The following is a 21533-nucleotide window of genomic DNA, read 5'->3' on the forward strand; positions in this document are numbered from 1 at the left end:
GAAACCACGCTGGTGACCGGGGCGACTTTTGCCGGTGGTCTTGGTATCCTTGCAGGTTCGATATTGTCGGTGGTCAGGCGGCCGCCGGCAAAAGTTTATGCAAATGCCAGGAGTGTTGATGATACCCAACCGCCAGCTTAATGATTATGTGCGCGAACAGGGTTTGAAGCTTGATCGTACCGAACTGCAAATTGCCGTGATGACGTTGCAGGCGGTGCTGGATGTGGACAAGTCGCCGCTGCAGCGCGATCTGTTCCGCTATCCGGTGCCCAAGCTGAGCGAGGACGGTAGCTGCTCGCTGATCGAGGAACTGGCTGACGAGCCGTACGACCTGGCGCCCTGGTTTGGCGGTGAGAGCGAGCCGGCCCGCAGTCTGCTGACCAATCTGCATGCGCTGCTGGATTCGGTCAATCACAAGATCGGTGCCGACTGGCTGGGCATTTATCGCCGCGCCGGCGAAGGCAAGGACGCGCGGCTGGTCAAGCTGGCTTATCAGGGCCTGCCCAGCCGGGCCGAGTTTCCGCTGACCGAAGCCTTTGCCGAAACCAGCAATAACAGCCGGGTGGGGCTGACCGGCTGGGGCGTGCTGATTGAAGATGTGGCTGTGTGGCGTGCCGAAGGTGGGGGCTATTACGAATGCGACCCCAAGGTCAAAAGCGAAGTCTGCCTGCCGGTGGTGGACGAGCACGACCGCGTGCTGGGTATTCTGGATGCTGAAGCCAGCCAGACCGGTTTCTTCGACGAAAGCCGTCTGGTATGGCTGGCGGCCTTGGCGATTGTGCTGGCCGCGCCGTTTGCTGCCATGACGCCGCTTGAAAAGGCGTAAATTGCCCTCAGTTAGGGAATATTCCCCTCCACATGGCTTCGCATAGCAAGCGCGAAGTTTCCCGAACAGATTCCGGAGCAAGCATGGCCGTGCAATACCCCAACCCGCAGATTGAACCCGTTGTTGATTACGTGGCCAGTTGCAAGCTGCCCACGCCGTTCGGGGTGTTCACCATGCACGGCTTTGAAGAGCAGGACAGCCGCCGCGAGCATGTGGTGTTGACCATGGGTGATGTGGCCGATGGTCTGCCGGTGCTGGCCCGTCTGCATTCGGAATGCCTGACCGGCGATGCGCTGTTTTCGCTGCGCTGCGATTGCGGCTTCCAGCTGGAGGCGGCGCTGGATGCCATCGCCAAGGAGGGCCGCGGTGCCTTGCTCTACCTGCGACAGGAAGGGCGCGGCATCGGCCTGATCAACAAGATTCGTGCCTACAAGCTGCAGGATGGCGGCGCCGATACCGTGGAAGCCAACGAACAGCTGGGCTTCCCGGCCGACATGCGCGATTTCCGCGTGGCGCGTCACATGCTGGATGCGCTGAATATCAAGAGCGTGCGGGTGATGACCAACAACCCGCGCAAGCTGGAGACCCTGAAAAACGCCGGTATCGATGTGGTGGAGCGGGTGCCACTGATGGTGGGGCGCAATCCGCACAATGACCATTACCTGGATACCAAGGCGGCCAAGCTGGGGCATATGCTGTTTTCCTGACTGGCTGCTTGCTTGTCATCCCCCGATGCCAGAGCTTTTGCTCTGGCATTTTTTATGGCTGCCGCGCGGGCTATGGCGGCGGTTAAAGTTTGGGCATAATTTGTCGATATATTTAAAATAAAATAAGCGTATGGTTTTAATTGCCTGGGGCTGGCAAGCAAGGCGATGAGGAATCACGGTGAAAGTCACACCCAAGCAGAATGTGCTGTTGAATGCGTCGGCCTGGAATCCGCCGCCGGCTTACCGTGCAACCCCTGCCGCGGAGCAGGCGGCCGAGTTTCAGCCTGGCAGCGAGGTATTGGCCGAGTATCTGGACTGGGTGGCCTATCTGGATGATCTGGCCAGGCAGGCCAGGGAAGGGCAGGACGACGCAGGACGGCGGCTGGCGCTGGCCAAGCTGCGCTTTTTGCACCGTCGCGTGCTGTTGCTGCACGAGCAGATGATGCAGGGCGGGCGCAGCCAGGTAAAGGCCGGGCTGGAGGTGCTGCTGCGGCTGGCCGGCGAGCTGGAGCAGGTGGTGCAGGAGCTGACCGGGCGTCAGCCGCCCGTGGTGGATGAATGGCCCTTGCCCTATCGCTTGTATAGCCGGCAGGCGCCACCGACAGAGGGCTTGCGGCTGATGACGGCCGGGCGTGAGCGGCGGCAGCGGCCCAGGGGGGTGGGCAATGTGCTGCATCCGGACGAGCAGCACGCCGCGCGGCTGGTGTTGCATGGCATGCGCTTTGTCATGGCCCTGGTGCGCGACGGTTTCGGCATGGCCCAGCATCCCTTGTTGCTGCAGGCGGCAGGGCAGGAGTTGCGCATCAACCAGCTGATAGGCCCGGAGCAGGGCAATTTATAGCGTGCTCAATGAAAAAAGCCGGAATCATCAGATTCCGGCTTTCGATTTGGTGGAGATAAGCGGGATCGAACCGCTGACCTCTTGCATGCCATGCAAGCGCTCTCCCAGCTGAGCTATACCCCCGTGATGCTTTGTCTGTCCGTGGTCTGGAGCCATCGGCCAGCTGACTGTGTAGTGGTGGAGATAAGCGGGATCGAACCGCTGACCTCTTGCATGCCATGCAAGCGCTCTCCCAGCTGAGCTATACCCCCGAATGCTGGACTGATGAAACCCGTCAGGCGATGTCATCAGTATCTGAATTGTGGTGGAGATAAGCGGGATCGAACCGCTGACCTCTTGCATGCCATGCAAGCGCTCTCCCAGCTGAGCTATACCCCCACGGGTACTACGTCTGGTACTCTGGCGTCCCCACGGGGAGTCGAACCCCGGTTACCGCCGTGAAAGGGCGATGTCCTAGGCCACTAGACGATGGGGACCCTAAGAACTTTATCCGACTGGAACGGTTTGGTGGAGCTAAGCGGGATCGAACCGCTGACCTCTTGCATGCCATGCAAGCGCTCTCCCAGCTGAGCTATAGCCCCGTGTGTGTCGTTCACAGTGGGGCGCAGTATAGACAGGCTGCCGTTGGCTGTAAAGGGATCTGCGAAAAAAATTTTGCTGCGCGGCCTGCGCTATAATCGGCGGCTTAGCAATGACTGTGCGGGAATGCCGATGTCGGTTGGCCATTATGAAAACTTCCCGGTAGGTTCGATTTTGCTGCCCCGCCGCATGCGCCGGGCGGTGCATGCCATCTACCATTTTGCCCGCTATGCCGATGATGTGGCCGACGAGGGCGACCAGCAGCCGCAAGAGCGGCTGCGCGAACTGGCGCAGCTGCAAGAGCAGCTGGACGTGATCCGCGATGGCGGCACGCCGGCCATGCCGCTGATGCGTAATCTGGCGGCGGCCATTCGCAGCCATGCGCTGCCCATGCAGCCGTTTTACGATCTGCTGTCGGCTTTCAGCCAGGATGTGGTGAAAAAGCGTTACCAGAATTTTGCCGAAGTGGTGGATTATTGTCGCCGTTCGGCCAATCCGGTCGGGCGGCTGATGCTGGCGCTGTATGGTGAAAACGACCCGCGCAGCCTGGCCATGTCCGATGGCATCTGCACTGCACTGCAGCTGATCAACTTCCTGCAGGACGTGGCCATCGACTGGGACAAGGACCGCATTTATATCCCGCTGGATGACCTGGAAAAATTCCGCATTCGCGAGTCGCAGATCGCCGGGCGCGATGCCAGCGGCCTGTGGCGGCCGATGATGCTGGCGCAAATCGAGCGCACCCGTAAAATGCTGCAGGCCGGTGCGCCGCTGGGCAAGGTGCTCAAGGGACGGCTGGGGCTGGAGTTGCGGCTGGTCATCATGGGCGGCGAGCGCATTCTGAAAAAGCTGCACGACAGTGGCGGCGATGTGTTCCGCCAGCGCCCGGTGCTGACCTGGCGCGACTGGATCTATATGTTGTGGCGTGCGCTGCGCGCCCGCTGATGACCAGTACAGACAATAACAACCATACTTCGGGACGCTCCGGCCGGCCCGATGGCAGATGAGGAGAGGCGAGTGACGCCGCAGCAGTATTGTCAGGACAAGGCCGCCAGCAGCGGCTCCAGCTTTTACTACAGTTTCCGCTTTTTGCCGGCCGACCGCCGCGACGCCATTACCGCGCTGTATGCCTTTTGCCGCGAAGTGGACGATGTGGTGGACGAATGCCACGACGAGGGCGTGGCCCGTGCCAAGCTGGCCTGGTGGCGTGGCGAGGTGGCAAAGCTCTACCACGGCCAGCCTGAACACCCGGTGATGCAGGCGCTCAAGCCGCATGTGGCAGCGCTCGACCTGCCGCAAAACCTGCTGGAAGAAATCGTCGACGGCATGCAGATGGACCTGGACTTCGCCCGCTACGAGCGTTTTCAGGACTTGCTGTTGTACTGCCACCGGGTGGCCGGCGTGGTGGGCCAGCTGGCGGCGCAGATTTTCGGCTACCAGGACCGGCAGACCCTGAAATACGCCCACGAACTGGGCATTGCCTTTCAACTGACCAATATCATCCGTGACGTGGGTGAAGACGTGCGCCGTGGCCGCATCTACCTGCCGGTGGAAGAGTTGCAGCGCTTCAATGTCCCGGCCAGTGATCTGAGCAGCTACCGGGAAACCCCCGAATTCGCCGCACTGATGAGCTTCCAGATCGAGCGCGCCCGCGCATACTACCGCCGCGCCTGGGAGCTGCTGCCGGCCGTGGATCGCAAGAGCCAGCGCCCCGGCCTGCTGATGGCCGCCATTTACCGCGCCACGCTGGAGGAAATCCAGCTGGACGGCCCGGCCAAGGTGCTCAACCAGCGCCTGTCGCTGACGCCGCTGCGCAAGCTGTGGCTGGCCTGGCGCACCTGGGTATTGGGCTACCGGGCCTGATCGCGACATGGCGCGCACTCCACGCATTGCCATCATCGGCGCCGGCTGGGCCGGCCTGGCGGCCGCGGTCGAGCTGGCTGGCCACGCCGAGCTGACGCTGTTTGAAGCCGGGCGCGAGCCGGGCGGGCGGGCACGCCGCATCAGTGCCAGCGACAGCCAGCTGGATAACGGCCAGCATATTCTGATCGGCGGCTATCAGCAGTGCCTGCGGCTGATGCGCAAGGTGGGTGTCGACCCCGAGCAGGCCATGCAGCGCCTGCCCCTGAGCTGGCATCGCCAGGATGGCATACGCATGCACTGTCCGCGCTGGCCGGCACCACTGCATGTACTGGCCGGCCTGCTGTCGGCCAAGGGCTTGGCCTGGCAGGACAAGTGGCGCTTGGCCCGAGCCTTGCAAAGCCTGAAGCGGCAGGGCTGGCAGCTGGCCAGGGACTGCACGGTCAAGCAATGGTTGCGGCAGCAGGCCCAGTCGGACTGGCTGGTGCAACAATTCTGGCGGCCCATGGTGCTGTCGGCGCTCAATACCCCGCTGGAGCAGGCGTCGATGCAGATTCTGGCCACCACGCTGCGCGACAGCCTGGGCGGCCGTCGTGCCGACAGCGACCTCTTGCTGCCCAGGCAGGACCTGTCCGCGCTGTTTCCGGCCCCGGCCTTGCGCTGGCTGACCGAGCAGGGCGTGCAGTGGCGTGGCGGACTGCGTGTGGAGCAGTTGCAGGCCGTCCCGCACGGCGTGCTGGTGGAAGGGGAGCGGTTTGATGCTGCCATCGTGGCGCTGGCGCCCTATCACGCCGCCGCCCTGCTGCAAGAGCCCGGCTTGCAAGCCCAGGTCAAGGCTTTCCAGTACTGGCCGATATATACCGCATATCTGCGCTACGACGCCGACATCGCCATGCCCTTGCCGATGATGGGCTTGCAGGGCGGCACGCTGGACTGGCTGTTCGACCGTCAGGCCTTGTCGGGAGAGCGTGGCTTGCTGGCCGCCGTCATCAGCGCACCACCGCTGGCGGTGCAGGCGCTGAGCCGCGAAGCGCTGCTGCGCAAGATCGAGGTGGATATCGGTGCGCTGCTGCCGGACTTGAATGGTCTGCAGCCCAGCGCCGCGCAGCTGATCGTGGAAAAGCGCGCCACCTTTGCCTCCACCGTGGGACTGACAAGACCACACTGCCGTAGCAGGGTACAATCGGTTTTTCTGGCGGGAGACTGGCTGTGCCCGGACTACCCCGCCACGCTGGAAGGTGCGGTGCAAAGCGGTGTGACCGCCGCCCGCCAGCTATTGCAGGATTTGTCATCATCACGGGTTACCGCTGGGTGACTCACAGCAGAAAATCAATATGAACCAAACATTTGCCAAAGATTGTCTGGCTGGCCGCGTCATTCTGGTGACGGGGGCCACGCAGGGGGTAGGTCGGGAAGCTGCGCTGACGTTTGCCGCGCATGGTGCGGCGGTGGTCTTGCTGGCGCGCAGCGTCAAGGGGCTGGAAAAGGTCTACGATGAAATCGTGGCCGCCGGTGGCAAAGAGCCGGCCGCCATTCCGCTGGATCTGCTGACGGCCACTGACGAACAATTGAGCAATGCCGCCTTCCAGATCAAGCGCGAGCTGGGCCAGCTGGATGGCATCGTGCATTGCGCCTCGCATTTTTATGCCTTGTCGCCACTGTCCAACCAGGGCATAGACGAGTGGATGAACCAGTACCGCATCAATACCGTGGCACCGTTTGCGCTGACCCGCGCCTGCCTGCCGCTGCTGAAGGAGTCGGCGGACGCCTCGGTCTTGTTCATGGGAGAAACCCACTCGCTGCACCCGGCCGCCTACTGGGGTGGCTTTGGCGCGTCCAAGGCCGGCCTGAATTACCTGACCCGCGTGGCCGCCGACGAGTGGGAGGTGTATCCGAACCTGCGCGTCAACCTGCTGATTCCGGGACCGGTGAATTCGCCGCAACGCAACCGCACCCATCCGGGCGAGGCCAAGAGCGAGCGCGCTGATCTGGCCACGCTGATGCCCTATCTGCTGCACTGGATGAGTGAGTCCAGCAAGGGACAGAGCGGCGAAATCGTCGAGCTGGACCTGCGCAGCCGCAAGGGCGAATAAGCAGCACAAGGCCGGCCATCATGCGGTGGCCGGCAGATGGTCTATGGGGGAGAGCATGAAGAGTCTGTGGATCTGGCCCTTGCTGGTGCTGCTGGCCGGCTGCAACTGGGTCAATAATGTGTCCGGCCTGTCCAAGGAGGCACACAAGGCGCTGGGCGCTGCCTGCCGCCAGACCGGCCGTTCGCTGGAAGAGTGCTTCAAGCGCAATCCGGATGCCGATACCGCGGCCATTTACGCCGGCTGGCGCGAGATGAACGAGTACATGGCCAAAAACAAGCTGGAAACCATGGAACCGCCGGCCGGTGACATGCCCAAAGCCCATGCCGACAGCTCGACCCCGACACGTGAAGGTGCCTCCACCGCGGCACCGGCAGCGGAGGGCAAGTCCTCCAGTGCCGCACCCGGCCCGGCTGCGCCGCCACCGCTGAGCAGCGAGGAAGCCGACAAGGCTGCCAAGACCGATCCGCAAGTGGCGGCCGTACTGGCCGCCATCCGCCATAATGGTGGTGGCGACAAAGCCAAGTCCAAGGCCGGTGGCGGTGCCACTGCCGGCGAACCTGACCAGAAACGCCTGCTCAACATCATCCAGCAACTCAATGGCAACAAACCTGCCGACAACGGCCAGCCCCCGGCCGAGAATGCCAATAACGCCAATCCCGGTTGAATCCTTCCTGCGCTTTTCCTGATGGCAAAAACCAAAACTGTTTTCAGCTGCACCGAGTGCGGCGGCCAAGTGCCGAAATGGCAGGGCCAGTGTCCCCATTGTTCTGCCTGGAACACCCTGGTGGAAGCCGTGGCCACCCCGGCCGCCAGCAACCCGCGTTTCCAGTCCTGGTCCACCACCAATGCCCGCGTGCAAGTGCTGTCCGAGGTCAAGACCGAGGAAGTCCCGCGTGACCCTTCCGGCATTGACGAGCTGGACCGGGTACTGGGCGGCGGCATCGTGCGCGGGGCGGTCATCCTGATTGGCGGCGACCCTGGCATCGGCAAATCCACCCTGTTGTTGCAGGCACTGGCGGTGATCGGCAAGCGGCGCAAGGTGCTGTATGTGTCGGGCGAGGAATCGCCCCAGCAAATCGCCCTGCGTGCCTCGCGGCTGGCGGTCGACCCCAGCCAGGTCAATCTGCTGGCGGAAATCCGCCTGGAAGCCATTCTGGAAACGCTCAAGCAGGAGCAGCCGGAAGTGGCGGTGATCGACTCCATCCAGACCCTCTACACCGAACAGGTGACCTCGGCCCCCGGCTCGGTATCGCAAGTGCGCGAATGTGCCGCCCAGCTGACCCGCATGGCCAAGCAGACCGGCACCACCATCCTGCTGGTCGGCCATGTCACCAAGGAAGGCTCGCTGGCCGGTCCGCGCGTGCTGGAACACATGGTGGACACCGTACTGTATTTCGAGGGCGATGCCCACTCCAACTACCGCATGATCCGCGCCATCAAGAACCGCTTTGGCGCCGTCAACGAGCTGGGCGTGTTCGTGATGACCGAAACCGGGCTCAAGGGCGTGTCCAACCCTTCGGCCATCTTCTTGTCGTCCTACCGGGACGATGTGGCCGGCTCCTGCGTGCTGGTCACCCAGGAGGGCAGCCGCCCGCTGCTGGTGGAAATCCAGGCGCTGGTGGACGATTGCCACGGCATGCAGCCCAAGCGGCTGGCGGTGGGGCTGGAACAGAACCGGCTGGCCATGCTGCTGGCCGTGCTGCACCGCCACGGCGGCGTGGCCTGCTTTGATCAGGATGTGTTTCTCAATGCGGTGGGCGGGGTCAAGATCAGCGAGCCGGCCGCCGACCTGGCAGTGATCCTGGCCATGGTATCGTCCTTGCGTAACAAGCCCCTGCCGGAAAAGCTGGTGGTGTTTGGCGAAGTGGGCCTGGCCGGCGAGGTGCGCCCGGTGTCGCGCGGACAGGAGCGGCTGAAGGAAGCCGCCAAGCTGGGCTTTGGCCGCGCCATCGTGCCCACGGCCAACAAGCCGCGCCAGCCTATCGAAGGGCTGGAAGTGATTACCGTCGACCGGCTGGAACATGCGGTCGATTATTGCCGAGGAGACTGAGCATGATTGCCCACGCCGATCTGGAAGCCGAACTGGCCTATCTGCAGCGCTATGCGCTGGCGCAGCTGCGCGACCGCGATGCGGCCAATGAAATCGTGCAGGAGACCGTGCTGGCCGCGCTGGAGTCGGGCGACAGCTTCAGTGGCAAGTCCAGCCTGCGCACCTGGCTGACTTCCATCCTGCGCTTCAAGCTGATCGACCGGCTGCGCCGCAAGGGCAAGGAGGTGCTGTTCGAATCGCTGGAGGATGAAACCGATGACAGCGACTTTGACGGCCTGTTCAGCAAGGATGGCCACTGGCAGGACAAGATCAAGGCCTGGAGCGGGCCGGAAGAGTCGCTGATGTCCCGTCAGTTCTGGGAAGTGTTCGAGCGCTGTTCCGAGGTGATGCCGCGCCGCACCGCCATGGCTTTTGTCATGCGCGAGGTGATGGGGCTGGAAATTGCCGAAATCTGTAACAATCTGGACGTGACCGCGACTAACTGTTCAGTACTGCTGTATCGCGCCCGCATGAGCTTGCGCGAATGTTTCGAAATACGCTGGACCGGGGAGGCCAAGGCATGAAGATCAATTGCCGGCAGGCCAGTCGCCTGATATCACAGGGGCTGGACCAGCCCTTGAACCAATGGCAATACGTGCGCCTGCGGGTGCATTTGTGGATGTGCGGCAACTGCCGCCAGTTTTCACATCAACTGCAGCTGTTGCAGCAGGCCGCACGCAAGGCCGGGCGCGGCGAGTAAGCCTGTTGCCGCAGTCATGCCAAAGCCGGGTCCATGCCCGGCTTTTTGCTTAATGGCGTTTCTTGCTGCTGGCCGCAGGCTGGCAGCGCTGCGGGCAGCTGCCACACTGTTTGCTGGAGAGGCCGGCGCAGTCCAGCGACTGTTTCAGGGCACAGACCGAGCGGCGGCAGGCGATGAAGCGGACCTGTTCTTCCGCCGCCAGGGCGCGGAAATGGCGCATCACATTGTGGCCGAGAAAATCGGTGAACAGGATGAGCAGATCGGTGCCGGCCGGCAGACGGTCGCTCTTGCGCTGATGCGAGCTGTTGCGCCCGTTCAGGTGGCGGTGAATGGTGATGCCGAACTCTTGCAGCACCTCGGGAATATTGCCCAGCGTATCCGCGCCTACCAGCATTGCATTCATGACAGCTCCTGATCGATATGTTTTGCAAATGATAATCATTATTATTTACAAAGACAAGACCCCTCAGCGCAGATTTGCCCGGCTGGCAAGCGGCTAGGGCAGGAGCTGCACGCGGATGCGTACCGACTGCTGCTCGCTCAGCAACTGGCGGCCACTGCCCAGCAGCAAGCTGTGCTGGCCTTGCTGGTCACGGCCTATGCTGGCCACCTCTATCCATTCACCCAGGCGCCCGGCCACGGTGGTGGAAAGCTGGCTGCCCGCGCGCTGCTTGCCGGCAAAAGCCTGCTGGCTGACTGCCAGTTCGATGAGCACCCGTTCACCCTGCAGGCGGGGGAGGGCATAAAAGCCGCTGACGGCTTCCTGCCAGCTGCTGCCGCGTACGATATTGCCTTGTGGTGTCAGCAGCAGCCAGGGCAGGGGACGACTTTGCACCAGCTGGATAAAGCCGCTGTGCTCGTCCAGCAGGGTGAGGCTTTGCAGGCTCTGGCCGGACTGGCTGCGGCTGTCCTGCCCGGCGGACAGGGCCAGCTTGCCAACCGGCTGACCGGGCATGATGCGGCCAATGCTGATGCCGCCCTGCAGCTGCACCCCGGACTGGCTCTGCAGGCTGCTGCCGGACTGGCTCACTTCCAGCCGCAGGCTGAGCGGGCGCACATCCAGCTGTCTGGCCAGTGCCGCCAGCTGCTGCTCACGTGCTGGGCTGGCATCGATGATCAGCTGGTTGTCCATCGCACTCAGCCGTTCATCCGGCCGCAGTTGCGGCTGCAAGGCCGCTTGCAATTCGCTGGGGGTGCGCCAGTTCAGTTCTACCAGTTGCATGGCCTGGGCGGTGCTGTTGACCAGCAATACCGCAACAAGTAACAGAAGACGCATTTACAGCTCCTTGCCCGAGCGCCAGATCGACCAGATCAGCCATACGCTGTTGAACAGGGCGATCATGAAGCCGATGAAACCGAAGAAGGGCAGGCCGAACAGCTTGGGCCCGGCGTTCACCGTCATCACGATGGAGGAGCCGATGATCAGGCAGCCGGTGACGATGGCCATGGTCAGGCGGTTGGTACTGCGGTCCAGCTGTTTGCCGAAGCTGTCCAGCCGCTGCAGGTCCAGCTGGATGCGGAACTTGCCCTGGCGGATGTCCTTGGACAGCCGCAGGATGTCGCGCGGCAGGCCGGTGAGCATGCCCAGCGTTTCCTGCAGGGTGAGTTTGCCACGCTTGAGCAGGGTTTTCGGGTGGTAGCGCGCCAGCAGCAGTTCGCGCACAAAGGGCGTGATGTGCTCCACCAGCTGGAAGTCCGGATCGAGCTGGCGGCCCAGTCCTTCCAGCGTGATCAGTGCCTTGAACAGCATGGCCATGTCCGGCGGCAGCAAGATGCCGTGGTCACGGATCAGCGCCATGATGTCGGTGATCAGCTGGCTGATGTTGAGATCTTTCAGCGGCACATGTTCGTACTGGAACATGAATTCGCTGATGTCGTAGGCGAACTTTTGTTCATCCACCGGGGTGTTGCCGGTCCACTCGATCAACACGTCCATCATGGCGTGTTCGTTGCGTTCGGCCAGTGCCGCCAGCAGATCGACGATCTCGTCGCGCCGGCCATGGCTGATGCGGCCCACCATGCCGAAATCGATAAAGGCGATGCGGTGTTCCGGCAGGAAGAACACATTGCCGGGGTGCGGGTCGGCATGGAAAAAACCGTTGAGCAGAATCATCTTCAACACCGCGTCGGCCCCGCGGCTGGCCAGCTCCACCGGGTCAAGGCCGCTGGCGGCCAGCTGGTCGAGGCGGCTGGCCGGCACGCCATCGATATGCTGCTGCACATTCACTGCCGGATTGGTGTAGTCCCAATACACCTTGGGTACCACCACTTGCGGGTCATCGGCAAAATCGCGGGCGAAGCGTTCCATATTGCGCGCTTCCACCGCCAGATCCATCTCGCGTTTCAGTGAGCGGGAAAACTGGCTGACGATTTCCACCGGCTGGAAGCGCCGCGCATCCGGGAACTCCATTTCGATCAGCGTGGCCAGGTGTGCCAGGATGCGCAGGTCGGCATCCACCTTTTCCACGATGCCGGGACGGCGCAGCTTGACCGCCACCTGGCTGCCATCGTGCAGGGTGGCAAAATGCACCTGGGCAATGGAGGCCGAGCCGATGGGCTTTTCCTCGAAGCTGGCAAACAGCTCTTCCGGCGGCTTGCCCAGCGCCTTTTGCACCAGCAGCCGTACCGAGGCCGGGTCGACCGGCGGCACGGTGGACTGCAGTTTTTCGAATTCGGCAATCCACTCGGCCGGGAAAACATCCACCCGCGTCGACAGGATCTGCCCCAGCTTGATAAAGGTGGGGCCCAGTTCCTCGAAGGCCAGTCGCACCCGCACCGGGGTGGGCAGGCCGGCATCGGCATCCGGCAGGTGCAGGTTCAGCCATTCGCCGGCTTTTTCCATGGCGCGTGGCAGGCGCAGGCGCTGGGCGAATTCTCCCAGGCCATGGCGAATGAGGATGCCGCTGATTTCCTTCAGGCGCGGAAGGTCGCGCATTGCAACAAGAGTTTCTCTGAGCATGGGCTATCTGGTGTCCAAGTTGGCTTTACACTCCCGGCCCTGTCCGATAGAGTGCGGCCTATGAAATTGCAACTCCGATTACTCGCCGTGATGCTTGCTGGCGTCATGGTTTTTGCCCAGGCCGCACCGGAAAAGAATGTGCAGGATGCACGGCCCAAGGTCGAGGCCTCGGAAGACCCCATTGCCAAGTATGCCTCGCCCGGCGAGGATGCTGTAGGTGATTTGCTGCTGCAGGCCATGAGCCTGCTGGGTGTGGCCTACCGTTTTGGTGGCAATTCGCCGGTCAGTGGTCTGGATTGCAGCGGTTTTGTCCGTTATGTATTCCAGAAATCCCTCAAGGTCAATTTGCCGCGAACCTCGGCCGAGATGGCGCATATCGGCAAGGCTGTCGATAAAAGTGAACTGGTCGCCGGTGATCTGGTCTTCTTCAATACCCGCGGTTTTGCCTATTCCCATGTTGGCATGTATATGGGCAACGGCAAGTTCATCCATGCGCCGCGCACCGGGCGCAATGTCGAAGTGGTGAGCCTGAACCAGAGCTACTGGCAAAGCCGCTGGAATGGCGCACGCCGCATCAACCGCAATAATGCCAATGTGCAGGCCGCGGACGAGCTGCCGGGGGGCAGCGATGCGGTTGCCGCCAAGTCGCGTGACAACAGTGCCGCGGCTGCACCCAAGGTAAAATGTCGCAAAGGCAGGAAGTGCAAGGCCGTGGCCGAAGCACCGGCCAGCAAGAAAAAAGGCGGCAAGGCCGAGAAAGCCGGCAAGAGTGGCAAATCGGCCCGCGCTGACAAGTCCGCCCACGCCGGCAAGTCCGGCCACGGCAAGAAGAAAAAGGTCGCCGACTGACGCGTCGGCGGCTGACCATCATCACGATGCCCGCCTTGGCGGGCATTGCGTTTTCAGGATTAGCCAGGCATGGCCATGAATATTGACATTCCGGTATGGAAAGATCCGCAGGGCGGCATTGTCGCCTGTGTGGAAAAAATCAAGGTAATGAACGAAAACCTGGAGGAATTGCAGCAAATGGCGCAGGACGCGCTGGAAGATGCCATTCTGATGGGCTGTGACGAACAGCAGGTCAAGGATTTCCTGGTGCGGCTGATGCAAAGCCTGCACAACCCCTATCAGCCCTGAAAGGCAGACCGGCATGCAATGGCCTTTTGAAGTCCTGATCGGGCTGCGTTATCTGCGCGCCAAACGGCGCAATGGTTTTATCTCCTTCATTTCCCTGATATCCATTGTCGGCATCGCGCTGGGCGTGGCGGCACTGATCATCGTGCTGTCGGTGATGAACGGTTTCCAGAAGGAAATCCGTGGCCGCATCCTCAGCGTGGCCTCCCATGTGGAAATCTCCGCCTTTGATGGTCGTCTGCCGCAGTGGCAGGGCGTGGCCAAGGTGGCCGAACGCGATGCCCACGTGCTGGCTGCCGCCCCCTTCGTCAATGGCCAGGGCCTGTTTTCCGCCTATGGCAATGTGCGCGGCGGCCTGGTGCGCGGCATCGAGCCGGCACTGGAAGACAAGGTGGTGGATGTGGGCCAGCACATGCTAAAGGGCCGGCTGGAGGCGCTCAAGCCCGGCCAGTTCGGCATCGTGCTGGGGGTGGAGCTGGCGCGGCAGCTGAATGTGGGCATGGGTGACAAGGTGACGCTGTTTACCCCGGAGGGGACGGTCACCCCGGCGGGAATGATTCCGCGCTACAAGCAGTTCACCGTGATCGGCATTTTCAAGGTGGACATGTTCGAATACGACGCCTCGCTGGCGATGATCCATCTGCAGGATGCCCAGGTGTTGTCGCGGCTGGGCGATACGGTCAGCGGCGTGCGCCTGAAGCTGGATGACCCGATGCTGGCTCCGCTGGTCAAGGCCAATCTGCAACAGGCGCTGGGCCAGCAGGATCAGGTGACCGACTGGACCGATACCAATGCCAATTACTTCCGTGCCGTGCAAATCGAAAAACGCATGATGACCATCATCCTCACCCTGATCGTGGCGGTGGCGGCCTTCAATCTGGTGTCCACCCTGGTGATGGTGGTGACCGACAAGCAGGCCGATATTGCCATTCTGCGCACGCTGGGGGCGTCACCATCCAGCATCATGAAGATTTTCATGATCCAGGGCTCGGTGGCCGGGGTCAGCGGCACTCTGGCCGGCGTGGCCGGCGGGGTGCTGGTGGCGCTGAACCTGGATGTGATCGTGCCGCTGATCGAACGCGTGCTGGGCACCAAGCTCTTGTCCAGCGAGGTGTACATGATCGACTACCTGCCATCCGACGTGCAGCTGGGCGACGTGAGCACCATTACCGTGATTGCCCTGTTGCTGGCCTTGCTGGCCACCATTTATCCCAGCTGGCGTGCTGCGCGCACCCAGCCGGCGGAGGCGCTGCGCTATGAGTAATGTGCTGAACTGCCGCCATCTGGGCAAAACCTATAGCGAAGGCCGGCTCAACCTGACCGTGCTGGCGGATGTGACAATCCGGGTGGACAAGGGCGAGCGGCTGGCCATTGTCGGGGCTTCCGGTTCGGGCAAAAGCACGCTGCTGCACCTGTTGGGCGGGCTGGATACGCCCAGCCAGGGTGTGGTGGAAGTGCTGGGGCGCGATCTGGCCAGTCTGTCCGAGGCCGAACGGGGCGTGCTGCGCAACCAGTCGCTGGGTTTTGTTTACCAGTTCCATCATCTGTTGCCGGAATTTTCGGCACTGGAAAACGTGATGATGCCCTTGCTGATTCGCCGCCTGCCGCGCAAGGAGGCTGCCGAGCAGGCGGCTGCCATGCTGGAGCGGGTGGGCCTGTCACAACGCCTGCAGCACAAGCCGGGCGAATTGTCCGGCGGTGAGCGCCAGCGTGCAGCCATTGCCCGGGCACTGGTGACACAGCCGGCCTGCCTGCTGGCCGATGAGCCGACCGGCAATCTGGATTACCAGACCGCCCGCCAGGTGTTCGACCTGATGCTGGAGCTGAACGAGGGCCTGGGCACCAGCCTGATCATCGTCACCCATGATCTGGAGCTGGCCGGCCGGGCGCAACGCACACTGCGGCTGGTGGAAGGCCGTTTGCAGGACGCAGGGCTGAGCGCCTGAGCCATCAGCGCGATACGGAGAAAACAATGCTGTTTGTGCGTGAAGAAATGGATTTTGACGTGGTACTGCAAGCGCTGCAGACCGGCCCCGGGCTGACCCAGCTGCTGCTGGGCGTGCTATGCCTGTTGCTGGGGGTGTTTGCCGCGCGCCAGGCGTTCCGGCGCTGGTTCCAGCATCACCCCGAGCGTTACGACCGTTTCATTCCCTACACCGCCTTCCGCCTGGTCTTGCCGCTGGTCTCCCTGTTTTCCATGCTGTTTTGCATCATGGGCTGGATGCTGGTGCTGCACACGCGTCCGCACCTGCTGCCCTTGTTTACCGCCATGTTGTTCTGGCTGGGGGTGATCCGGCTGTTTTCCGCGGTGATGCGTCAGGCCCTGCCGCAAGGCAAGTTCGAGCGTAACTCCGAACACTTCATTGCCACTGTGCTGTGGCTGGGTTTTGTCAGCTGGGCCATCGGTTTCGATGAAGTGATGCTGGACTGGCTGCAGTCGGTGTCCTTCAGCGTGGGCAAGACACATCTGGACCTGCTGACCATCCTCAATGCCATGCTGTGGGTGTCCATCATCGTGGTGGTGGCCTTGTGGATCAGCCGGGTGATCGAGGCGCGGGTGATGGGGCTCAAGCACATGGACCTGTCGCTGCGCATCGTGTTTGCCAAGATGGCGCGCACCCTGCTGATTGTCGTGGCGGTACTGATTGCCCTGCCGGTGGTGGGGATAGACCTTACCGTACTGTCGGTATTCGGCGGGGCGGTGGGTGTGGGTCTGGGGTTTGGCTTGCAGAAAATTGCCAGCAATTATGTCTCCGGCTTCATCATCCTGCTGGACCGCTCCATCCGCATCGGCGACCGGCTGATGGTGGATAACCGGGTGGGCTATGTCACCCGCATCACCTCGCGCTATGTGGTGCTGAAAAGTGCCGATGGCTCCGAGGCGCTGGTGCCGAACGATGCACTGATTTCCAATACCGTGATCAACCAGTCCTATTCGGACAAGGCCATGTGGATCAGCCTGCCCATCCAGGTGGATTACGCCACCGATCTGGAGCAGGCGCTGGCCGTGCTGCGTGAAGCCGCCGTGCACCCACGGGTGCCGACCGACCCGGCGCCGGCGGCTTTTGTCACGGCCTTTGCCGATAGCGGCATCAATCTGGAACTGGGCATCTGGGTGAAAGACCCGGAAAACGGCTTCATGGGCTTGAAATCGGAAATCTATCTGGCCATCTGGCGGCGCTTCAAGGAGCTCGGCATCGAGATTCCCTACCCGCAGCGGGATGTGCGTATTGTCAGCGAGGTGGCTGGGGCACTGCCCGGCCGGGGAGAGCAGGCATGAGCGGCAAACGACTGGCGATTGTGGATGACGATGCCGCGGTGCGGCAGGCATTGATCTGGCTGCTGGATGGCCAGGGTTATCAGGTCAGCGGTTTTGACAGTGCCGAGGAGTTTCTGGCCACCGGGCCGGATGCCGGTTTCAATGGCCTGATCGTCGACCTGCGCATGTCCGGCATGTCCGGCATCATGTTGCTGGAGCGGCTGGCCGAGCTGGCTTATTGCCCGCCGGCCATCATGCTCACCGCGCACGGCGATGTGCCGCATGCGGTGGCGGCCATCAAGCTGGGGGCGCTGGATTTCATGGAAAAGCCCTTTGATGACGAGGTGCTGCTGGCGCGGGTGGAAAAGATGCTGCGCCAGGATGAAGCCAACCGCGCGGCCCACGGTCGCCGCCAGCGCGTCAGCGCCTTGCTGGCCTTGCTGACCGAGCGGGAAAAGGAAGTCATGCAGCTGATCCTGCTGGGCAAGCTCAACAAGCAGATTGCCGAGGATCTTTCCATCAGCATGAAAACGGTGGAAGTACACCGCTCGCGGGTATTCGAGAAAATGGGTGTCAAATCGGCGGTGGAGCTGGCCGGCCTGCTGGCTGCCAGCCAGTCCGAGCATGGCGGGAGTCGTGGCGATGGGCACTAAGCAGCCGGTTTCGGTACTGGTGGTGATTCACACTGCCGACGGCCAGGTATTGTTGATCGAACGCGCCGACAAGGCCGGCTACTGGCAATCGGTCACCGGCAGCCGCGAGGGCGAGGAAAGCCTGCGCGAAACCGCCTGCCGCGAATTGCTGGAAGAAACCGGGCTGGATGCCAGCCAGCATCAATTGAGCGACTGGCAGCTGCACAACCGCTACGAAATCTACCCGCACTGGCGGCACCGTTATCCTGACGGGGTGACGCATAACGACGAGTATGTGTTCGGCCTGCAGCTGGCACAGCCGCTCAGTGTGCAGCTAGCCCCCGGCGAACACACCGCCCAGCAGTGGCTGCCCTGGCAGCAGGCGGCCGAGCTGGTGTTTTCTCCGTCCAATGCCGCCGCCATCCGCCTGCTGCCATTCCGCCTCGGCCTCGAACAGGCTTAGACCCTGCTCAGAGCCTGAGCAGCCAGCCGCATAGCGCGGCGGCTGCCAGAACCGGGATCACCCCCACCTTGTAGCGCAACAGCGCCAGCGCCGCCGCCAGCGCAAGCAGCACGGCCGGCCAGTCCGGCCCGGCCTGCCAGCCCTGCGGCCAAAGTGCATGCCAGCCGAAGAACAATGCCAGATTGGCAATGACACCGACCACGGCCGCCGTGATGGCGGTGAGCGGTGCGGTGAGCGACAGCGTGCCGTGCGTGCGCTCGATCAGTGGCCCGCCGGCCAGAATGAACAGAAAAGACGGCAAGAAGGTAAACCAGGTGACCAGGCAGGCGGCCATGACACCGGCCAGCCAGGGCGTGCTGCCAGCCACATGCTGATAGCCGCCGACAAAGCCGACAAAGGCCACCACCATGATCAGCGGCCCGGGCGTGCTTTCGCCCAGCGCCAGCCCGTCCATCATCTGCCCGGCACTCAGCCAGCCATAGTGGCTGACCGCGCCCTGATAGACATAGGGCAGGACCGCATAGGCACCACCGAAGGTCAGCAAGGCTGCCTTGGTAAAAAACCAGCCCATCTGGGTAAACGGATGCTGCCAGCCATAATGGCCGAGCAGCACCAGCAGCGGCACGGCCCATAGCAGGCCGCCGGCCAGCAGCACCCGCAGCAGGCGTGCCAGACTGAAACGGGCATGCGCCGGGGTGGGGGTGTCATCGTCGATCAGTGCCGGGCCGCTGGCCGTGGCACGCTGGCCATGGCTGCTGCTGGCGGCGGCAAACAGCGCCGGATGGCGCTGGCCGGCCAGATAGCCGATGGCGGCGGCAGCCAGTACGATCAGCGGAAACGGCAGGCCAAACAGCGCCAGTGCCACAAAGGAGGCCGCCGCCAGCGTCCACAGCAACCGGTTTTTCAGCGTGCGCTGGCCGATGCGCAGTGCTGCCTGCAGCACAATCGCGACAATGGCCGGCTTGATGCCGTAAAACAGTCCGGCCACCAGGGGTAGCTGGCCCAGCGCCAGATACAGCCAGGACAGCCCGCTCAGGATGAACAGCGAAGGCAGGACGAACAGCCCGCCTGCGATGATGCCGCCCCAGCTGCGATGCATCAGCCAGCCGATATAGGTGGCCAGCTGTTGAGCCTCCGGCCCCGGCAGCAGCATGCAGTAATTGAGCGCATGCAAGAAGCGCCGCTCCGAGATCCAGCGGCGTTTTTCCACCAGCTCCTGATGCAGCAGGGCGATTTGCCCGGCGGGGCCGCCAAAGCTGATAAAACCCAGCTTGAGCCAGAAGGCGAAGGCTTGTCGCAGGCTGACTGCGGCGGGAGCCGCTGGGGGCGGACTGGAAGACATGGCACTCCTGCGTGTTGGGTGGCTGGACAAGGCGCTACTGTAGCGCAGTCCGGCCCATGGGCAGGCAAAGACATGCTTCGTCACAAAACAAGCAAGGACAGCGCGCCTGCTGCCCGTTACAATCCGGTTTTCTTATTTTCGTCATCAAACTGTCATGTCCGCACTGGAAAGCATCAATCAGGCCCTGTTCCTGCTCGTCAATGCCACGCCGGCCTCGCCTGCGCCACTGATCATGCTGGCCATCGTGCTGGCCAAATACCTGATCCTGCTGATTCCCTTGCTGCTGCTGGGCATGTGGTTGTGGGGCGAACAAGCGCAGCGCGAACGAGCCTTGCGGGTCTTGCTCAGTGTCGGGCTGGCCTTGTTGTGCAACCAGCTGATCGGCCTGGCCTGGGATCACCCGCGCCCCTTTGCCATCGGTCTGGGCTACCGCTTTATCGCCCACGCGGCCGATCCTTCCTTTCCCAGCGACCACACCACCATCTTTGCCACCACCGCCTATGCCTTCTGGTTGGCCGGCAAGGCCCGCCTTGGCCGTGTCCTGCTGCTGCTGACGCTGGCGGTAGGCTGGTCGCGGGTCTACCTGGGGGTGCACTGGCCGCTGGACATCCTGGGCGGCCTGCTGCTGCCCTTGCTGTACTGCTGGCTGCTGGCGCTGGCCTGGCCGGCCTGTGGTGCGCGCCTGTTGCCGCCGCTGAACGAGGCGTATCGCCTGTTGCTGGCCAAGCCGATCGCGCTGGGCTGGATCAGGGCCTGATGCCTTTGATGGCTGGAGCAATAAAAAAAACGAGGCTGCGGCCTCGTTTTTTTATTGTCTGGGCCGGCTCAGGCCGCCAGTTGCCGCCAGCCCTGCACCATCATCACCAGTGCGATCACGAGCATCAGCAGGCTGGACAGATAGGGCAGCCGCCGCGCCAGGCCATCCAGATTACCCAGGCGCTGGCCCAGTTGCTGGGCACCCCAGGCGGCAAGCACCCCCACGCTGACCAGCGACAGCGCCAGCCCCAGGCTGAAAGACGCCACCAGGGTCAGGCCCAGCGCCACCCGTTTCAGTTGCAGGCACAGCAACAGGATGGTGACCGAGGCCGGGCAGGGCATCAGCCCGCCAGTCAGGCCAAACAGGGCGATCTGCGCCGTGCTCACCGGCTTGCCGGCAAAGCGGCGGGCAATTTCATCGGCATGGGCTTGTTCGTGGGCATCCTGATAGCCGGCACTGGCTGCCGATTGCGCATGGCCTTGCTGCGGGCGCCTGGCGGCAAACTGGCCACGCCCGCCTGCTGCCGGAGCGGCCTGGTTACGATAGCGCCGGGTCGGCGGCGGGCCGAAGCGCACGGCAAACTGGTGGCCATGGCCGCCGTGGCGCATGTCCAGCGTGACATCAAACTGGTGTGGCGCGGCCACCGGCTGGGCCGATTGCAAGACCTTGCCATGTGGCAGCAAATCATGGCTTTCGCTGTGGCCATCATCACGGCGCAGCTGCAGCTGGTAGCGTACGTCGGCCTGTGGTGGTCGCGGGCGCAGCTGGTTGTTGTAGCAGTAAAGCTGCAGATGCGCCGGCTGGCCGGGGCTGATCAGCAGTTCCACCAGGCCATGGCCGGTGTTGATGATCTTGCCGCCGTGCGGTGCATGCTGCCAGGCACGGGCTGCCAGATTGTCCTGCCGCGTGCGCCAGCACATCCAGCCGGCAATGCCCAGCACGATTAGGCCGGACAGCAGCAGCAGCCAGGGTTCGGCCTGCTCCACCAGCAGCTGGTTACCAAAATGCAGTGCCGTGGATGCCAGCAGCCATACCACCAGCGAATGCGACAGTGCCGCACACAGGCCCAGCAAGACTGCCTGGGCGATGCTGCCACGGATGGCGATGATGAAAGACGCCATTAGCGTCTTGGAGTGGCCCGGCTCCAGTCCATGCAGCGCACCGAGCAGGATGGCGGATGGAATGAACAACCATAGATTGGTCGAGCCTTGCTGTATGAGTTCGGAAAGAGCTGGCATGATGACGGACTTCGTGTTGGCAATTGCCCGCAATATACTACCCCCCAGTATGTT

24 protein-coding genes and 5 tRNA genes are annotated in these 21533 nt (G+C 62.7%); 19 read left to right on the forward strand and 10 right to left on the reverse strand.

Annotated elements, in window-relative coordinates:
* Window positions 1–118: 118 nt before the first annotated feature.
* From JHD64_RS02205 to JHD64_RS02215, 3 genes are all read left to right on the forward strand, one after another.
* Window positions 119–826, forward strand: coding sequence for a GAF domain-containing protein (locus tag JHD64_RS02205; RefSeq protein WP_059286077.1), 708 nt, complete (start codon window positions 119–121; stop codon window positions 824–826).
* Window positions 827–909: 83 nt separating this feature from the next.
* A complete protein-coding gene (gene ribA / locus JHD64_RS02210) occupies window positions 910–1533 on the forward strand; it encodes a GTP cyclohydrolase II (RefSeq protein ID WP_059286076.1) in 624 nt (207 codons plus the stop codon).
* A 178-nt stretch (window positions 1534–1711) separates the two neighbouring features.
* Entirely contained in the window at window positions 1712–2374 is a 663-nt protein-coding gene (locus tag JHD64_RS02215; RefSeq protein WP_199052120.1) for a hypothetical protein, read from the forward strand.
* A 47-nt stretch (window positions 2375–2421) separates the two neighbouring features.
* Here the strand turns inward: JHD64_RS02215 and JHD64_RS02220 are convergent.
* From JHD64_RS02220 to JHD64_RS02240, 5 genes are all read right to left on the reverse strand, one after another.
* Window positions 2422–2497: transfer RNA gene (locus JHD64_RS02220), tRNA-Ala, on the reverse strand.
* A gap of 52 nt (window positions 2498–2549) precedes the next feature.
* Window positions 2550–2625 (reverse strand) — tRNA-Ala (locus tag JHD64_RS02225).
* Between the two features lie 51 nt (window positions 2626–2676).
* Window positions 2677–2752: transfer RNA gene (locus JHD64_RS02230), tRNA-Ala, on the reverse strand.
* 22 nt (window positions 2753–2774) lie between these two features.
* Window positions 2775–2850, reverse strand: a tRNA-Glu gene (locus tag JHD64_RS02235).
* A gap of 29 nt (window positions 2851–2879) precedes the next feature.
* A tRNA-Ala gene (locus tag JHD64_RS02240) sits at window positions 2880–2955 on the reverse strand.
* Window positions 2956–3085: 130 nt separating this feature from the next.
* Here JHD64_RS02240 and hpnC point away from each other — a divergent pair.
* From hpnC to JHD64_RS02280, 8 genes are all read left to right on the forward strand, one after another.
* Window positions 3086–3898, forward strand: coding sequence for a squalene synthase HpnC (gene hpnC / locus JHD64_RS02245; protein ID WP_059286089.1), 813 nt, complete (start codon window positions 3086–3088; stop codon window positions 3896–3898).
* 72 nt (window positions 3899–3970) lie between these two features.
* The gene (hpnD, locus tag JHD64_RS02250) at window positions 3971–4816 is read left to right on the forward strand and encodes a presqualene diphosphate synthase HpnD (protein ID WP_110313187.1); all 846 of its coding nucleotides are present in this window, start codon (window positions 3971–3973) and stop codon (window positions 4814–4816) included.
* 7 nt (window positions 4817–4823) lie between these two features.
* On the forward strand, window positions 4824–6128 hold the full coding sequence (gene hpnE / locus JHD64_RS02255) for a hydroxysqualene dehydroxylase HpnE (RefSeq protein ID WP_110313186.1): 1305 nt from the start codon (window positions 4824–4826) through the stop codon (window positions 6126–6128).
* Window positions 6129–6147: 19 nt separating this feature from the next.
* Window positions 6148–6906 carry an SDR family oxidoreductase gene (locus JHD64_RS02260; protein WP_199052122.1) on the forward strand — a complete coding sequence of 253 codons (759 nt, stop codon included), beginning with the start codon at window positions 6148–6150 and terminating at the stop codon, window positions 6904–6906.
* A 55-nt stretch (window positions 6907–6961) separates the two neighbouring features.
* A complete protein-coding gene (locus tag JHD64_RS02265) occupies window positions 6962–7570 on the forward strand; it encodes a hypothetical protein (RefSeq protein WP_199052123.1) in 609 nt (202 codons plus the stop codon).
* A 21-nt stretch (window positions 7571–7591) separates the two neighbouring features.
* The gene (radA, locus tag JHD64_RS02270; protein WP_199052124.1) at window positions 7592–8956 is read left to right on the forward strand and encodes a DNA repair protein RadA; all 1365 of its coding nucleotides are present in this window, start codon (window positions 7592–7594) and stop codon (window positions 8954–8956) included.
* A gap of 2 nt (window positions 8957–8958) precedes the next feature.
* Window positions 8959–9519 carry a sigma-70 family RNA polymerase sigma factor gene (locus tag JHD64_RS02275; protein ID WP_199052125.1) on the forward strand — a complete coding sequence of 187 codons (561 nt, stop codon included), beginning with the start codon at window positions 8959–8961 and terminating at the stop codon, window positions 9517–9519.
* Window positions 9516–9695 carry a zf-HC2 domain-containing protein gene (locus tag JHD64_RS02280; RefSeq protein WP_059286714.1) on the forward strand — a complete coding sequence of 60 codons (180 nt, stop codon included), beginning with the start codon at window positions 9516–9518 and terminating at the stop codon, window positions 9693–9695. The genes JHD64_RS02275 and JHD64_RS02280 overlap by 4 nt, the downstream gene beginning before the upstream one ends.
* A 49-nt stretch (window positions 9696–9744) precedes the next feature.
* On the opposite strand, the gene JHD64_RS02285 is transcribed toward JHD64_RS02280, so the two are convergent.
* The 3 genes from JHD64_RS02285 to JHD64_RS02295 all read right to left on the reverse strand — a co-directional run bounded on the left by JHD64_RS02285 (window position 9745) and on the right by JHD64_RS02295 (window position 12654).
* Window positions 9745–10098, reverse strand: coding sequence for a DUF2325 domain-containing protein (locus JHD64_RS02285; RefSeq protein ID WP_059286715.1), 354 nt, complete (start codon window positions 10096–10098; stop codon window positions 9745–9747).
* Window positions 10099–10191: 93 nt separating this feature from the next.
* Window positions 10192–10971, reverse strand: coding sequence for a hypothetical protein (locus tag JHD64_RS02290; protein WP_199052126.1), 780 nt, complete (start codon window positions 10969–10971; stop codon window positions 10192–10194).
* A complete protein-coding gene (locus JHD64_RS02295; protein ID WP_110313185.1) occupies window positions 10972–12654 on the reverse strand; it encodes an AarF/ABC1/UbiB kinase family protein in 1683 nt (560 codons plus the stop codon).
* Window positions 12655–12714: 60 nt separating this feature from the next.
* On the opposite strand from JHD64_RS02295, the gene JHD64_RS02300 reads away from it, so the two are divergent.
* The 7 genes from JHD64_RS02300 to nudB all read left to right on the forward strand — a co-directional run bounded on the left by JHD64_RS02300 (window position 12715) and on the right by nudB (window position 18142).
* A complete protein-coding gene (locus JHD64_RS02300) occupies window positions 12715–13503 on the forward strand; it encodes a C40 family peptidase (protein ID WP_199052127.1) in 789 nt (262 codons plus the stop codon).
* Between the two features lie 75 nt (window positions 13504–13578).
* Window positions 13579–13791, forward strand: coding sequence for a hypothetical protein (locus JHD64_RS02305; RefSeq protein WP_059286722.1), 213 nt, complete (start codon window positions 13579–13581; stop codon window positions 13789–13791).
* A 13-nt stretch (window positions 13792–13804) separates the two neighbouring features.
* Window positions 13805–15052: a lipoprotein-releasing ABC transporter permease subunit gene (locus tag JHD64_RS02310; protein ID WP_199052128.1), complete on the forward strand. Its 1248-nt coding sequence runs from the start codon at window positions 13805–13807 to the stop codon at window positions 15050–15052.
* Entirely contained in the window at window positions 15045–15734 is a 690-nt protein-coding gene (gene lolD, locus JHD64_RS02315) for a lipoprotein-releasing ABC transporter ATP-binding protein LolD (protein WP_059286718.1), read from the forward strand. Before JHD64_RS02310 ends, lolD begins: the two co-directional genes overlap by 8 nt.
* Window positions 15735–15760: 26 nt before the next feature.
* On the forward strand, window positions 15761–17068 hold the full coding sequence (locus JHD64_RS02320) for a mechanosensitive ion channel family protein (RefSeq protein ID WP_199052129.1): 1308 nt from the start codon (window positions 15761–15763) through the stop codon (window positions 17066–17068).
* Window positions 17065–17700, forward strand: a complete 636-nt coding sequence (locus JHD64_RS02325) for a response regulator transcription factor (protein ID WP_199052130.1) — start codon at window positions 17065–17067, stop codon at window positions 17698–17700. The genes JHD64_RS02320 and JHD64_RS02325 overlap by 4 nt, the downstream gene beginning before the upstream one ends.
* Complete coding sequence (gene nudB, locus JHD64_RS02330; RefSeq protein ID WP_199052131.1) at window positions 17690–18142, forward strand: dihydroneopterin triphosphate diphosphatase; 453 nt, start codon at window positions 17690–17692, stop codon at window positions 18140–18142. The genes JHD64_RS02325 and nudB overlap by 11 nt, the downstream gene beginning before the upstream one ends.
* 7 nt (window positions 18143–18149) lie before the next feature.
* Here nudB and chrA read toward each other — a convergent pair whose 3' ends face one another.
* Window positions 18150–19484, reverse strand: coding sequence for a chromate efflux transporter (gene chrA, locus JHD64_RS02335; protein ID WP_199052132.1), 1335 nt, complete (start codon window positions 19482–19484; stop codon window positions 18150–18152).
* A gap of 154 nt (window positions 19485–19638) precedes the next feature.
* On the opposite strand from chrA, the gene JHD64_RS02340 reads away from it, so the two are divergent.
* Window positions 19639–20241: a phosphatase PAP2 family protein gene (locus JHD64_RS02340; RefSeq protein WP_059287596.1), complete on the forward strand. Its 603-nt coding sequence runs from the start codon at window positions 19639–19641 to the stop codon at window positions 20239–20241.
* A 68-nt stretch (window positions 20242–20309) separates the two neighbouring features.
* On the opposite strand, the gene JHD64_RS22325 is transcribed toward JHD64_RS02340, so the two are convergent.
* On the reverse strand, window positions 20310–21479 hold the full coding sequence (locus JHD64_RS22325) for a sulfite exporter TauE/SafE family protein (protein ID WP_199052133.1): 1170 nt from the start codon (window positions 21477–21479) through the stop codon (window positions 20310–20312).
* Between the last annotated feature and the right edge of the window lie 54 nt (window positions 21480–21533).

This window comes from Aquitalea sp. ASV15 (assembly GCF_016429115.1).
Taxonomy (GTDB): Bacteria; Pseudomonadota; Gammaproteobacteria; order Burkholderiales; family Chromobacteriaceae; genus Aquitalea; species Aquitalea magnusonii.